The organism is Pseudomonas sp. 10-1B (assembly GCF_000935045.1).
Lineage (GTDB): Bacteria > Pseudomonadota > Gammaproteobacteria > Pseudomonadales > Pseudomonadaceae > Aquipseudomonas.
Map to the genome: position 1 here is coordinate 25,970 of NZ_JYKS01000061.1, position 12,778 is coordinate 38,747.

A 12,778-nucleotide genomic window follows, 5' to 3' on the forward strand; every position below is an offset into this window, starting at 1 on the left:
ATGCGGCCCCTTGTGGGAGCGGCCTTGTGTCGCGATTGGGCCGCAACGCGGCCCCCAGCTAGATATGGCTGGGAATGAAATCCGTTTGTAAGCTTTTTCCTACACAACGCGGTGACTTTTCGCCACTGGTCTCAGATTGGATCCACGGCTAATCTTTACCACATGGACGTTGTGCAGGAAGCGCAAAGGACAGATCAAGGATGCAACGAAGGACGACCTGCCAGGATGGTGGGGCGATATGGATGTCACAGGGAAACAGTCTGGAAAACCCCGCTTAGGCGGGGTTTTCTTTGTGCACGTGTTTTTCAGGCCAGCACATCCAGTGGTGATACCCCCAACAGGCGGGCGTCCGTCTCTTCCTCCAGCAGCGTGCGCAGCAGCTCCACGGAGGCCTGCTGGCGTTGGGCATCGCGGAACACCAGGCCAACCTTCAGCGGTACCCGCGGCTCGCTCAACGGCTTCCACAGCAACCCCTGGTCATCCTCGGCCGCCTCCTTGGCCCGGCCGGGCAGGATGGTAGCCAGCGCCGTGTGCGCCAGGCTATCGAGAATCCCCGCCATGTTGTTCATCTCTGCCTGGACCTGCGGCCGTCGGCCCTGGCTGGCCAGTTGCGCCTGCCAGATCTGGCGGATCTGGAACTCCTCGCCAAGCATCAGCATGGGCAGTTCGGCGGCCTGGCGGATGGACACCTTCCTGAAGTCCTTCAGCGGATGGGTAGCGGGTATGACCAGTTGCAGCTCATCTTCGTACAGCAACAGGCCATGTAGCCCAGGCTGGCGTGGCGGCAGGTAGCTGATACCGATGTCCAGGCTGCCGTTGAGCAGGCGCCGTTCGATCTCCAGCCCCGACAATTCATAGATCTGAACCACTAGGTGCGGCTGAGCTCTGCGCAGCCGTTCGAGCAGTTGCGGCACCAGGCTTGGCCGCACGGTCTGCAATACGCCGATAGCCAACGTGCGGAGCGACTGGCCCTTGAAGTTACGCATGGCCTCGTGGGCGCGCTGCATGCCGTCGAGCAGCGGCAGGGCATGGTTGTACAGAGTGTGGGCGGCCAGGGTCGGCAGCAGGCGCTTGTTGCTGCGTTCGAACAGGCTCAGGTCGAGGCTGTGCTCCAGCTGGCGGATCTGCTGCGAGAGCGCCGGCTGGGAAAGCGACAGGCGCTCGGCAGCGCGGCCCACGTGGCCTTCTTCATACACCGCGACGAAATAACGCAGTTGGCGAAAATCCATAAGTAACGCTTATCGAAAATGCTGGAAAAACGAAATGGTCGAAAACCTTGTCGAGGCCTAGTCTATCGCCGTATTCCAACGGGTTACAGCGATGATCAGCTCGATTGTTACCCCGGATGAAAAACACTTTTGATAGGAAAGGCAAAAATATCGAGTGCCGGCACCAAGACCGCACCGTGGCCGCCCTTTACCGTGACTGGCTGGAGCCCTGATGAACCTGTTCAACCTGCGCCGCTCGGCTGCCGCCGCCATCGCCGAGCCCAAGCATGCGCCGGTGATCGTGCCGCCAGCAGCCGAGCTGTCGCGTGATCGCCTGATGCCCAGCGCCGAACGCGCAGTGCAGGTATTCGTGCGTGGGCAGGGCTCCTGGTTGTGGGACAACGAAGGGCATGCTTACCTGGACTTCACCCAAGGCGGCGCGGTCAACAGCCTGGGGCACAGCCCCAGTGTGCTGGTGAAAGCACTGGCCAGCCAGGGCCAGGCACTGATCAACCCAGGCTCGGGCTTCCACAGCCGTGGCCTGCTGGGGCTGGTCAACCGTCTGTGCCAGAGTACCGGCAGCGACCAGGCCTACCTGCTGAACAGCGGCGCCGAGGCCTGTGAGGGTGCTATCAAGCTGGCGCGCAAGTGGGGCCAGCTGCACCGCAACGGCGCCTATCACATCATCACTGCCAGCCAGGCCTGCCACGGCCGCAGCCTGGGCGCGCTGTCGGCGTCCGACCCGCTGCCGTGCAACCGCTGCGAGCCTGGCCTGCCAGGTTTCAGCAAGGTGCCGTTCAATGACCTGGCAGCCCTGCACGCCGAGGTGGACTCGCGCACCGTGGCGATCATGCTCGAGCCGGTCCAGGGTGAGGCGGGGGTGATTCCTGCTACGCAGGAATACCTCAAAGGTGTGGAAACGCTCTGCCGCGAACTGGGCATCCTGCTGATCCTCGATGAGGTGCAGACCGGCATTGGCCGCTGTGGCGCATTGTTGGCAGAAGAGACCTATGGCGTGCGTGCCGACATCATCACCCTCGGCAAGGGCCTGGGCGGTGGCGTGCCGCTGGCCGCCTTGCTGGCCCGGGGTACCGCGTGCTGCGCCGAACCTGGCGAACTGGAAGGCAGCCATCACGGCAATGCGCTGATGTGCGCTGCCGGCCTGGCCGTGCTGGATACCGTGCTGGAGCCTGGTTTCTTCGAGCAGGTGCAGGACAACGGCCGTCATCTGCGCGAAGGCCTGAGCCGCCTGGCCGGGCGCTACGGCCAGGGCGAAGTGCGCGGGCAAGGCCTGCTGTGGGCCCTGCAGCTGAAAGAAAACCTGGCCCGCGAACTGGTAGCGGCGGCCCTGCACGAAGGCCTGCTGCTCAATGCACCGCAAGCGGATGTTCTGCGCTTTTCGCCTGCGCTGACCGTGAGCAAGGGCAACATCGACGAAATGCTGCTGCGCCTGGCCCGTACCTTCGCCCGCCTGCATGCCCAGCAGCAGGGCCGTCGCGAAGTGCCGGCGTAGCTACCTGAGAATTCAACGAACCGTCTGGCGTTCCTGCGCATCGCCCCTGGCCTGTTTCATTCGGCCCGGGGCGTTTTTTTTGCCTGTGGAACCTCTATGGCAGGCGGCTAGTCTGTGATGTAACCCCTTCAGGAGAGACTCGCATGGACTTTATCCGCATCATCATCGCTATCATTCTGCCGCCGCTGGGGGTATTCCTGCAGGTGGGGTTTGGTGGGGCGTTCTGGCTGAATATCCTGCTGACCTTGCTGGGGTACATTCCGGGGATCGTGCATGCGGTGTATATCATCGCCAAGCGCTAGCCTGTCAGGGCCTCATCGCCGGCAAGCCGGGCTCCCACAGGATTGCACAGCACTCAAGACCAGTGCAGTACCTGTGGGAGCAACTGTCTTGTATTGCCCGGACTGGCCTCATCGCCGGCAAGCCAGCTCCCACAGGGGCTGCGCAAAGCTTGAGATCTGCGCGGTACCTGTGGGAGCTGGCTTGCCGGCGATTGGGCTGCAAAGCAGCCCCCAAGGTCACCCCTCCAACACCCGACAATAGAACTTCCACTCTTCTTCCAAGGCATGCGCCAGGTTCTGCGCCTTGCGGAACCCATGCCGCTCCCCCGCATAGAAGTGCCCTTCGGCCTCGATCCCGTTGGCCTGCAATGCCGCCAGCATCGACCGCGTCTGCTCCGGCACCACCACCGCATCCAGCTCACCCTGGAAGAAAATCACCGGCACCTTGATCTGCCCCGCATGCAGCAGCGGCGTGCGCTGGCGATAGCGCTCGGCGTCCTGTTGCGGATCGCCGATCAGCCAATCCAGGTAATCGCCCTCGAACTTGTGCGTGGCACGGCCTAGGGCAAGCGGGTCGCTGACCCCGTACAGGCTGGCGCCGGCACGGAACACATCATGGAACGCCAAGGCGCACAGGGTGGTGTAGCCGCCAGCGCTACCGCCACGAATGAATGCCTTGCGCCGGTCGATCAGGCCACGTGCAGCCAGGTATTCGACTGCCGCGCAGGCATCGGCCACATCGCTTTCGCCCCAGCGCAGGTGCAGCGCCTGGCGGTACTCCCGGCCATAGCCGGTGCTGCCACGGTAGTTGAGGTCGGCGACGGCGAAGCCGCGCTGGGTCCAGTACTGGATACGCGGGTCGAGTACGGGATAACAGGCCGAGGTCGGGCCGCCGTGGATGAACACCACCAGCGGCGCGGCCCCTCGCGACTGGGCTGCCGGGTAGAAGAAACCGTGGGCCCGCTGCCCGTCACGGCCATAGTGGATCGACTGCGGCAGGCTGATATGCCTTGCCGACAGCACTTCGGCACCGCCGGCCAACACGCTGACCTCGTGGTTGCTGCGGGCGATGGCGATGACCGCTGGCGGGCTGATCGGCGAAGCGGCGATGGCGTACAGATGCCCATCATCCATGGCCAGGCTGCGAAAGCGCGTATAGGCACTGGCGAAACGCTCCATGCCGCCATCGGCGTTACGCAACCCCAGTTGCCCGAAGCCGTCCTCGAACCAACTGGCCAGGTAGCTTTGCGGCCCCAGCGCCAACCAGGTGCTGGCCCCCAGTTGCCAAGGTGCGGCGGCGTGGTCTGCGGGCTCGGCGGGCAGGGCCTGCCAGTGGCCATCGACCTCGCCCCAGGGTTGCCAGAAGCCATTGCGGTCGGACAGGCAGTAGAGCCGGCCTTGGGCATCGAATCGCGGTTGCTGCAGGGACTCGTCAGCGTCGGCAATACACCGCGCCGGCCCCCATTGGCCGCTGGCATCGCGCGCGCGACACATCAGCCGGGTGATGGTCCAGGGCTGTGCCGGACGATCCCACTCGATCCACGCCAGCCGTTGGCCATCGGCACTGACAGTCGGTGAAGCGTAAAAATCGGCACCCTCGGCCAGAACCTCGCGGCTGCCTGCAGCCAACGCGACCAAGCGATGCTCGACCTGTTCGGCATGGCGCTCCTCTACGGCCAGCACATGCCCTGCGTGCCATTGCACATCGCCGTAGCGGCAGTTGGCAGCGCTGGTCAGGGCGCGTGGCTGCGAGCCTTCCAGGCTTTGGGTGTAGACCTGCTGGTCCTTTTCGTTAACGAACAGCAGCCCGTCGCCACCCAGGCAGAAACTGCCACCGCCGTATTCGTAGACCCGGCTACGCACGCTGAAGCCATCAGGCGTCAGGCAGCGGGCTTGCTGGTGCTGCCAGTGCCACACCCGGCAGGCACCATCGGCCGGGCGGAATTCGTTCCAGAACAGCCCCTCGGCGCTGGCCTTGAGTTCGGCGAAGTCGGTGCCGGCGGCAACCGCCTGAGCCGCGCTGAATTCAGCCGCGGGCGATGACACGGGAGTTTCGTTCATTGCGGAAGGTCATCTGTTCGATGGCGAGCTGGGCGCTTTCTGCCTCCTCGCGGGCCTTGAGGATGATGCCGTGATCGGCCGACTTGGCGCACACCGGGTCGGCGTTGCTGGCATCGCCAGTCAGCATGAAGGCCTGGCAGCGGCAGCCACCGAAGTCCTTTTCTTTCTCGTCGCAGGAGCGGCAGGGTTCGGGCATCCACTCATAGCCACGGAAGCGATTGAAACCGAACGAGTCGTACCAGATGTGGTGCAGGTCGTGGTCGCGCACGTTGGGGAACTGCACCGGCAACTGGCGGGCGCCGTGGCAGGGCAGCGCGGTGCCGTCCGGGGTGATGGTGAGGAACAGGCTGCCCCAGCCATTCATGCAGGCCTTGGGGCGTTCTTCGTAGTAGTCCGGGGTGACGAAGATCAGCTTGCACGGGTTGCCGTCGGCCTTGAGCTTGTTGCGGTACTCGTTGGTGATGCGCTCGGCCCGTTCCAACTGCGCGCGGGTCGGCAGCAGGCCCAGGCGGTTGAGGTGGGCCCAGCCGTAGAACTGGCAGGTGGCGAGCTCGACGAAATCGGCCTCCAGGGCGATGCACAGTTCGATGATGCGGTCGATCTTGTCGATGTTGTGCCGGTGGGTGACGAAGTTGAGCACCATCGGGTAGCCGTGGGCCTTCACGGCGCGGGCCATCTCCAGCTTTTGCGCAAAGGCCTTCTTCGAGCCGGCCAGCAGGTTGTTCACCTGCTCGTCGCTGGCCTGGAAGCTGATCTGGATGTGGTCCAGGCCGGCTTTCTTGAAGTCGGCGATGCGCGCCTCGGTCAGGCCGATGCCCGAGGTGATCAGGTTGGTGTAGTAACCCAGGCGGCGGGCCTCGCCGATCAGTTCGGCGAGGTCCTGGCGCACCAGCGGCTCACCACCGGAAAAGCCGATTTGCGCCGCGCCCATTTCCCGCGCTTCGGCCATCACCTTGAACCACTGCGCGGTGCTCAGCTCCTGGCCCTGGGCGGCGAAGTCCAGCGGGTTGGAGCAGTACGGGCACTGCAGCGGGCAGCGGTACGTCAGCTCGGCCAACAGCCACAACGGCAGGCCGACCGCGGGCGTGGGCGGCAACTCAGGCGAGGACGATCCAGTGTTCGGCACGGGCCACCTCCATGAACTGCTCGATGTCATCGGCCACTTCCGGGACACCGGGGAACTGCTGCTCGAGTTCGGCGATGATCGCCGCCACGTCACGCTGGCCGTCGATCAGGCCACCGATCAGGCCCGCGCTGTCGTTGAGCTTGATCATGCCCTCGGGGTACAGCAGCACATGGCCTTTTTGCGCCGGCTCGTACTGGAAGCGGTAGCCGGGGCGCCAGGTCGGCACTTGATTACGGTCGAAACTCATAGGGTGATCCCCTTGTGCCACACCCTTTCCTGGGTGACGGAGTGATAGGGCGGGCGGTTCAGCTCGTAGGCCATGCTCATGGCGTCGAGCATGCTCCAGAGGATATCCAGCTTGAACTGCAGTATCTCCAGCATACGCTCCTGGCCCGCGCGGGTGGTGTAGTGCTGCAGGGTAATCGCCAGGCCGTGTTCCACGTCACGCCGGGCCTGGCCCAGGCGGGTGCGGAAGTACTCGTAGCCGGCCGGGTCGATCCACGGGTAGTGCTGCGGCCAGCTGTCCAGGCGCGACTGGTGGATTTGCGGGGCGAACAGTTCGGTCAGCGAGCTGCTGGCCGCTTCCTGCCAGCTGGCCCGGCGGGCGAAGTTGACGTAGGCGTCGACGGCAAAGCGTACACCGGGCAGTACCAGCTCTTGGGAGCGCAACTGGTCCGGGTCCAGGCCCACGGCCTGGCCCAGGCGCAGCCAGGCTTCGATACCGCCGTCCTCGCCGGGCGCGCCGTCGTGGTCGAGCAGGCGCTGGATCCACTCGCGGCGTACTTCGCGGTCCGGGCAGTTGGCCAGGATCGCGGCATCCTTCATCGGGATGTTGACCTGGTAGTAGAAGCGGTTGGCCACCCAGCCCTGGATCTGCTCGCGGGTGGCGCGGCCCTGGTACATCGCCACGTGGTAGGGGTGATGGATATGGTAATAGGCGCCCTTGGCGCGCAGGGCCTGCTCGAATTCGGCAGGGGACATTGGCAGTGCGTCGCTCATTCGGCTGGCTCCTGTGAAGCTGAGTCTCGGTCTCGGCTCGATCTCTGTGGGAGCGGGCATGCCCGCGAACACCGGCAAAGCCGGTGCCATACACCGTGTTGGATTTTTCGCGGGCATGCCCGCTCCCACAGGGTTTTGTGTTGCCCCACAAACTGGTTTTACAACTCGATACTCATGCCATCGAAGGCCACTTCCACGCCCCGGCGCAGCACTTCGGCGCGCTCGGGCGAGTCTTCGTCGAGAATCGGGTTGGTGTTGTTGATGTGGATAAGTACCTTGCGCTGGCGCGGGAAGCCATCGAGCACTTCCAGCATGCCGCCGGGGCCGTTCTGCGCCAGGTGGCCCATCTCGCGGCCGGTGCGGGTGCCGACGCCACGGCGCTGCATTTCATCGTCTTCCCACAGGGTGCCATCGACCAGCAGGCAGTCGGCGCCGTGCATCATCGCCAGCAGCTTGTCGTCGACCTGGCCCAGGCCCGGGGCATAGAACAGCTTGCCGCCAGTGCGGGTGTCTTCGACCAGCAGGCCGAGGTTGTCGCCCGGGTGCGGGTCGAAGCGGTGCGGCGAGTAGGGCGGCGCGGCGCTGCGCAGGGGGAACGGGGTGAAGCGCAGGTTGGGGCAGGCGTCGATCACGAAGCTGCCTTCCAGCTCTATGCGGTTCCACTGCAGGCCACCGTTCCAGTGGCTGAGCATGTTGAACAGCGGGAAACCGGTGGTCAGGTCCTGGTGGACCATGTCGGTGCACCACACCTGGTGCGGGCAGCCTTCGCGCAGGCTGAGCAGGCCGGTGGTGTGGTCGATCTGGCTGTCCAGCAGGACGATGGCGTTGATGCCAGTGTCGCGCAGGGCACGGGCCGGCTGCATCGGTGCGAAGGCCTGGAGCTGGGCGCGGATGTCGGGCGAGGCATTGCACAGCACCCAATGCACGCCGTCGTCGGACAGGGCGATGGACGACTGGGTGCGCGCCGTGGCCCGCAGGGTGCCGTCACGGTAGCCCTTGCAGTTGACGCAGTTGCAGTTCCACTGCGGGAACCCGCCACCGGCGGCGGAACCGAGAACCTGGATGTACATGGCCACTCTCTATGCAGAAAACCGTGTCGGAAAAACGAAAACGCCCCGGCAGGCCGAGGCGTGGAACCGTAAGCTGGCCTTAGCGGTTAGCGAAGTACATGGTGACTTCGAAGCCGATACGCAGGTCAGTGTATGCAGGTTTGGTCCACATGGGATTACTCCTTCAGGATGAGTTGGGGTTGTTCAGCTACTACTTGGGTACCGCCATTCGCAGGAGGTTCCCTGGACTGGGATTGCGCTATCTTACAAGAAAAATTTGTACCGAAAGGTTAATTATTCGCAAAGTGTCGTTGCAGTTGGCGTAACAATTAGGGAATTCGCTCACTGCCATGAAGAATCTGGTGCGGCAGCGTTGGCCAAGCATAGCCAAGTGGAACCTGCATCGAGCAGGTGGCTCAGCAGGTGGTCCAAGTCTGTCTGCCGCATGTTCAGGATAGACCTGCGCAGCTCATCCAGCCTGGTGGATTGTTTGGCCAAGTGTGTCTGCCACAGCCATTCGGCGACTTCGGAGTTGGCCATGGCGGGTTCGTCGAACTGCCCGGCCAAGGCTTGGCGAGCGGCCAGGTCCAGGGTGACGCCCTGGCGCAGCAGGGTAAGCAGATGGTCGAGGATCTGTGCCTGGCTGGCGTGGGGCGATTGCACCCCGAACAGCAGGCCGCCAACGCCTTCGACCTGGCGAAAGGTACTGAATACCGCGTAGCCGAGTTGCAGCTCCACCCGCAGGCGCTGGTAAACCGGCCCTTGCAGCAACTGGGCGAGCAGGCGGCCAGTGGCTTCGTTGGCCGCTGGCACTGGGCAGAACAGCAGCAAGGCATGTTCGCTGCCTGGTACTTCGGCATGCTGCCAGCGGTGCTTGGCCAAGGTGGGTGGCGGCCCAGGCGCCTTGTCTTGCCCTGGGCAGTGCTGCAACGCTGCTGCCAAGGCATCCAGCGCAGCAGCGTCGAAGCCCGCGGCCAGGCCGTGCCAGCTTGAGTGCTGCCACAAGCTGTCGAGTTCTTGCTGCGCCAGCGTGCAGGCTGGCGCGGGCGCGGACATGGCGCCCAGCACCGCATCGGGCAGTTGCTTGAGCAGGGCCCTGATGGGTATCGGTGCCGGCGGCTGTGTTGAACAAGGTAACCAGCAACTTGCCGGGGGCCTGAGCATCAGCGCCAATGCCAGTTCCACTGCGCGGAGCACCGCCGCGGGCAAGCCGGCGCAGCGTAGTTGCCATTTGTCGCCAGCGGCACTGAACTGCAGCTGCACCGATGCGCGCTCGCAGCGCTCTTGCAGGGGGTGCAAGGCGCGTTCGAGCACTTCGTGCAGGCGCTGAAGGGACGACGAAGGGATGTGCCAGCGCAGGTAGAGCACCGCGTACTGGCGAGCGCCGGGGAGCTGGCCGCTGACATTCAATGCGGCCGGTAGAGGCTGTGGCGTGGCATGGGGCAAGTCGGCCATCAGCAAGGGGTCGACCGGGAGCAACTGCCATCGCCCATATTGGCGGCCCGGCAAGCCCTCCAGCAGGGCTCGAAAAGCCAGCAGGCCTTGTGCATCCAGCTGCGCGAACGGCTGGCCGGCACTGTCCCGGCGGGCCAGTTCGAGTGCGCTGACGCTGTGTTCGCGGCTGTGCTGTAACAGGCGGAATTCGGCTTGCAGCTGCTCGGCGTCGGCCTGCCTCATGAAGCCGAACCAGCCTTGCAGCAGGGCGTTGATTTCGTCCGGGTCGGCGTCTGCGCTGAGCTGCAGGTCGATGTGCCAAAGCAATTGCCCGGCGAAGGCATATAGCATTTCGGCTTTGCAGCTTTGCAGCCAGCCACGCTGACGAAGCGCATCCAGCCAGGTACCCGGGCGGCTGTCGGCGAGGCAACTGATCAGCAGTTCCAGGGCCTGCTCGGCGCCTGCCGGAAGGTTCTCATGGGTGAAGACCAGGCGCCTGGTCGCCGCCGACAGTGGCGGTGGCGGATCTTGTGGCACCCGCTCAGCCGTTGCGAACAGGTTGGCATGCTGCCTGGCCAACTTCTCCAGCTCATCCAGCGGCTGCGGGCCGCACAGGCTCAGGGTGATCTGGCCGCCATGGTAGAAGCGCTGGTGAAAGCCTGTGAGCGCCTGCTGGAAGGCCGGGTCTTGCAAGGCCAGGGTATGCCGGTTACCGGCGTGAAAAGCGCCCAGCGGGTGGCCGGGCGACACTGATTGCAGCAAGGCGAACTGCTGTTGGGCCTGCGGGTTGCGTGACCAGGCAATGAACTCGGCATGGATCACCTCCCGTTCGCTGCGCTGGCGCTCGATGCCCAGGTCCGGTTCGGCCAGCATCTGGCACAAGCGCTCTAGCCCCCCGGCCAGGGCGCTGGGTGGGACCTCGAAGAAAAAGTCGGTGGTGCGCTCCCGGGTGCTGGCATTGACCTGGCCGCCGAGCGCCTGCACGTAGCGCATCAGGCCGTCGTTCAGCGCAAAGCGCGGCGTGCCGAGGAAGAACAGGTGTTCGAGGAAGTGGGCCAGACCAGGCCATTTGCCCGGGGCATCGTGGCTGCCGGCATGCACCCGCAGTGCGGCGGCCGAGCGCTTCAGGCGCGGGGCGTGGCGCAGGGTGAGCTGCAGGCCGTTGGCGAGGGTGAGGTGGCGAGTGGCGTCAGGCATGGAAACTCCGGTTGCTGCTGTCCATGCTAACCCATTTATTTGCAGGCCCGGCCTCTTCGCGGGCAAGCCCGCTCCCACACCGACCGCGTTGACTTCAGCTCTGTGCCTCCCTGTCCTGGCCTCATCGCCGGCGAGCCGGCTCCCACAGGATTGCACAGGGCTTGAGGTCGACCCAGTCGAGGTGGGAGCTGGCTTGCCGGCGATTGGGCCGCGCAGCGGCCCTTGTCAGCCTTTGCGCAGGTGCAGCTCCTGGCGTAGATCTGTGAGGTAGGGGAAGGCCAGTCGCCCCTGCATTACCCGCTCATGCTCCAGCTCCGCCAGCAACTGGCATTCATCCCGCCCGGCCATGGCCAGCAGGCTGCCATCCGGGCTGATGATGCTGCTCTGCCCGCAATACTGGATGTCCCCTTCAGCGCCGCAGTAGTTGGCATACACCAGGTAGCACTGGTTCTCCTGCGCCCGCGCTCGCACGGTCACCTGGCAGATGAAATCGTAAGGCGTCATGTTCGCCGTCGGCACCAGGATCAGCTCGGCGCCGCCCAGCGCCAGGCGCCGGGCATTCTCCGGAAATTCGATGTCGTAGCAGATCAGCAGGCCGACCTTCCAGCCGTCCAGCTCCACCACCGGGAAGTGGTCGAGGCCTGCGCTGAACATCGAGCGGTCCAGCTCACCGAACAGGTGGGTCTTGCGGTAGTTGCACAGGCTACGGCCATGCGCATCGATCAACTGCACGCTGTTGTAGATCGCGCCGTCATCGGCGCGCTCTGGGTAGCCATAGACAATGGCGATGCGATGCGCCTGGGCGATCTCCACCACCTCCATGGCCGCCGGGCCATCGTCGGCCTCGGCCAGGCGCTCGACCTGGGCCAGGCCGATGTTGTAGCCCGTCAGGAACATTTCCGGGCACACCAGCAACTGCGCGCCACGTTCGGCCGCCAGTTGCGCCTGGTGGCGCAGCCGTTGCAGGTTGCCGGGCACGTCCAGTGGCTTGGGCGCGCCCTGGTACAGAGCGATGCGCATGGCGCCTCCTTGTCTCAGTCCGCCAGGGCGATCGGGCCGATTTCGTCGAACACGTCGCCTGGGCCGGGGTTGTCTGGGTGGGTGTGGCCACCGAAGTGGTTCATGATACCCCACACCGCATTCAGCGAGGTCTGCACCGCGCCTTCGACCCAGGCCGGCGTCCACGACACGTCGTCACCGGCAATGAACATGCCACGCTGTTCGGCAGGCATGTCTTGCTGCATGAAGTGTGCGTACATGCGCTGGTTGTAGCGGTAGTGGCCCGGCAATGCGCCCTTGAAGGCACCGAGGAAGTGCGGGTCGGCTTCCCAGGAAACGGTGATCGGGTCGCCGATGATGTGCCCGGCGATATCGGTCTTCGGGTAGATCTTCTTCAGTGCATCCAGCGCTAGCTGCACGCGTTTTTCCACCGGGTGCGGCAGCATTTTCAGCGCGTCGCTCATCCACGAGTACGACAGGCAGATCACCCCCGGCTTGTCGTCACCGTTGTCGAACAGGTAGGTGCCGCGGGTGAGGCGGTCGGTGAGGGTCATGCTCATCAGGTCACGGCCGGTTTCCGGGTCCTTGTCCTTCCAGAACGGCCGGTCGACCATGACGAAGGTTTTCGACGACTGCATGTAGCGGGTACGGTCCAGGGCCATCCACATTTTTTGCGAGAACAGCGATTCCTCGCAGTCGATCTGGGTGGTCAGCAGCCAGGTCTGGCAGGTGGCGAGCACGGCACTGTAGTGACGGGTGTCGCCCCAGTTGTCGGTAACCGCCAGGCGGCCATCGGCGGCGCGCGCGATGCGCTTGACCCCAGTACGCGGCGCGCCGCCATGCAGCGCGCTCAGGCTGGTGCCCTCCGGCCAGTGGGCGCAGCGCGCCGGTACATGGCGCCAGATGCCTTG

Annotated in this window: 12 protein-coding genes; 2 read left to right on the forward strand and 10 right to left on the reverse strand. The window is 64.7% G+C overall.

Features of this window, described 5'->3' with window-relative positions:
• Window positions 1-305: 305 nt before the first annotated feature.
• Window positions 306-1,229 carry a LysR family transcriptional regulator gene (locus TZ03_RS25330; RefSeq protein ID WP_051101118.1) on the reverse strand — a complete coding sequence of 308 codons (924 nt, stop codon included), beginning with the start codon at window positions 1,227-1,229 and terminating at the stop codon, window positions 306-308.
• Window positions 1,230-1,440: 211 nt separating this feature from the next.
• Between TZ03_RS25330 and TZ03_RS25335 the strand changes: the two genes are divergently transcribed.
• Together TZ03_RS25335 and TZ03_RS29340 are read left to right on the forward strand one after the other, a co-directional pair.
• Entirely contained in the window at window positions 1,441-2,721 is a 1,281-nt protein-coding gene (locus tag TZ03_RS25335) for an aspartate aminotransferase family protein (protein ID WP_051101119.1), read from the forward strand.
• Between the two features lie 143 nt (window positions 2,722-2,864).
• Window positions 2,865-3,023 carry a YqaE/Pmp3 family membrane protein gene (locus TZ03_RS29340; protein ID WP_009681539.1) on the forward strand — a complete coding sequence of 53 codons (159 nt, stop codon included), beginning with the start codon at window positions 2,865-2,867 and terminating at the stop codon, window positions 3,021-3,023.
• Window positions 3,024-3,239: 216 nt separating this feature from the next.
• Here the strand turns inward: TZ03_RS29340 and TZ03_RS25345 are convergent, their stop codons facing one another.
• The 9 genes from TZ03_RS25345 to TZ03_RS25380 form a co-directional block, all read right to left on the reverse strand.
• Window positions 3,240-5,063, reverse strand: coding sequence for an alpha/beta hydrolase family protein (locus tag TZ03_RS25345; RefSeq protein WP_051101120.1), 1,824 nt, complete (start codon window positions 5,061-5,063; stop codon window positions 3,240-3,242).
• Entirely contained in the window at window positions 5,029-6,189 is a 1,161-nt protein-coding gene (pqqE, locus tag TZ03_RS25350) for a pyrroloquinoline quinone biosynthesis protein PqqE (RefSeq protein WP_051101121.1), read from the reverse strand. The genes TZ03_RS25345 and pqqE overlap by 35 nt, the downstream gene beginning before the upstream one ends.
• On the reverse strand, window positions 6,161-6,436 hold the full coding sequence (pqqD, locus tag TZ03_RS25355; RefSeq protein ID WP_051101122.1) for a pyrroloquinoline quinone biosynthesis peptide chaperone PqqD: 276 nt from the start codon (window positions 6,434-6,436) through the stop codon (window positions 6,161-6,163). The genes pqqE and pqqD overlap by 29 nt, the downstream gene beginning before the upstream one ends.
• Complete coding sequence (pqqC, locus tag TZ03_RS25360) at window positions 6,433-7,188, reverse strand: pyrroloquinoline-quinone synthase PqqC (RefSeq protein WP_003255592.1); 756 nt, start codon at window positions 7,186-7,188, stop codon at window positions 6,433-6,435. Before pqqC ends, pqqD begins: the two co-directional genes overlap by 4 nt.
• A gap of 158 nt (window positions 7,189-7,346) precedes the next feature.
• On the reverse strand, window positions 7,347-8,258 hold the full coding sequence (gene pqqB, locus TZ03_RS25365; protein WP_051101123.1) for a pyrroloquinoline quinone biosynthesis protein PqqB: 912 nt from the start codon (window positions 8,256-8,258) through the stop codon (window positions 7,347-7,349).
• A 79-nt stretch (window positions 8,259-8,337) separates the two neighbouring features.
• Window positions 8,338-8,409, reverse strand: coding sequence for a pyrroloquinoline quinone precursor peptide PqqA (pqqA, locus tag TZ03_RS29350; protein WP_003243383.1), 72 nt, complete (start codon window positions 8,407-8,409; stop codon window positions 8,338-8,340).
• A 170-nt stretch (window positions 8,410-8,579) separates the two neighbouring features.
• Entirely contained in the window at window positions 8,580-10,868 is a 2,289-nt protein-coding gene (gene pqqF, locus TZ03_RS25370; RefSeq protein WP_051101124.1) for a pyrroloquinoline quinone biosynthesis protein PqqF, read from the reverse strand.
• A 225-nt stretch (window positions 10,869-11,093) separates the two neighbouring features.
• Window positions 11,094-11,888 (reverse strand): carbon-nitrogen hydrolase family protein, encoded by a 795-nt coding sequence (locus TZ03_RS25375; RefSeq protein WP_051101125.1) that lies wholly within the window; start codon window positions 11,886-11,888, stop codon window positions 11,094-11,096.
• 14 nt (window positions 11,889-11,902) lie between these two features.
• Window positions 11,903-12,778 (reverse strand): flavin monoamine oxidase family protein (locus TZ03_RS25380; protein WP_051101126.1); only part of this gene is annotated, 876 nt, incomplete at its 5' end.

What these genes read in the sequence shown, in the direction of transcription:
- TZ03_RS25330 (WP_051101118.1), bottom strand. Translation starts at nt 1,229, where the DNA reads ATGGATTTTCGCCAACTGCGTTATTTCGTCGCGGTGTATGAAGAAGGC.
- TZ03_RS25335 (WP_051101119.1), top strand. Translation starts at nt 1,441, where the DNA reads ATGAACCTGTTCAACCTGCGCCGCTCGGCTGCCGCCGCCATCGCCGAG.
- TZ03_RS29340 (WP_009681539.1), top strand. Translation starts at nt 2,865, where the DNA reads ATGGACTTTATCCGCATCATCATCGCTATCATTCTGCCGCCGCTGGGG.
- TZ03_RS25345 (WP_051101120.1), bottom strand. Translation starts at nt 5,063, where the DNA reads ATGAACGAAACTCCCGTGTCATCGCCCGCGGCTGAATTCAGCGCGGCT.
- pqqD (WP_051101122.1), bottom strand. Translation starts at nt 6,436, where the DNA reads ATGAGTTTCGACCGTAATCAAGTGCCGACCTGGCGCCCCGGCTACCGC.
- pqqC (WP_003255592.1), bottom strand. Translation starts at nt 7,188, where the DNA reads ATGAGCGACGCACTGCCAATGTCCCCTGCCGAATTCGAGCAGGCCCTG.
- pqqB (WP_051101123.1), bottom strand. Translation starts at nt 8,258, where the DNA reads ATGTACATCCAGGTTCTCGGTTCCGCCGCCGGTGGCGGGTTCCCGCAG.
- pqqF (WP_051101124.1), bottom strand. Translation starts at nt 10,868, where the DNA reads ATGCCTGACGCCACTCGCCACCTCACCCTCGCCAACGGCCTGCAGCTC.
- TZ03_RS25375 (WP_051101125.1), bottom strand. Translation starts at nt 11,888, where the DNA reads ATGCGCATCGCTCTGTACCAGGGCGCGCCCAAGCCACTGGACGTGCCC.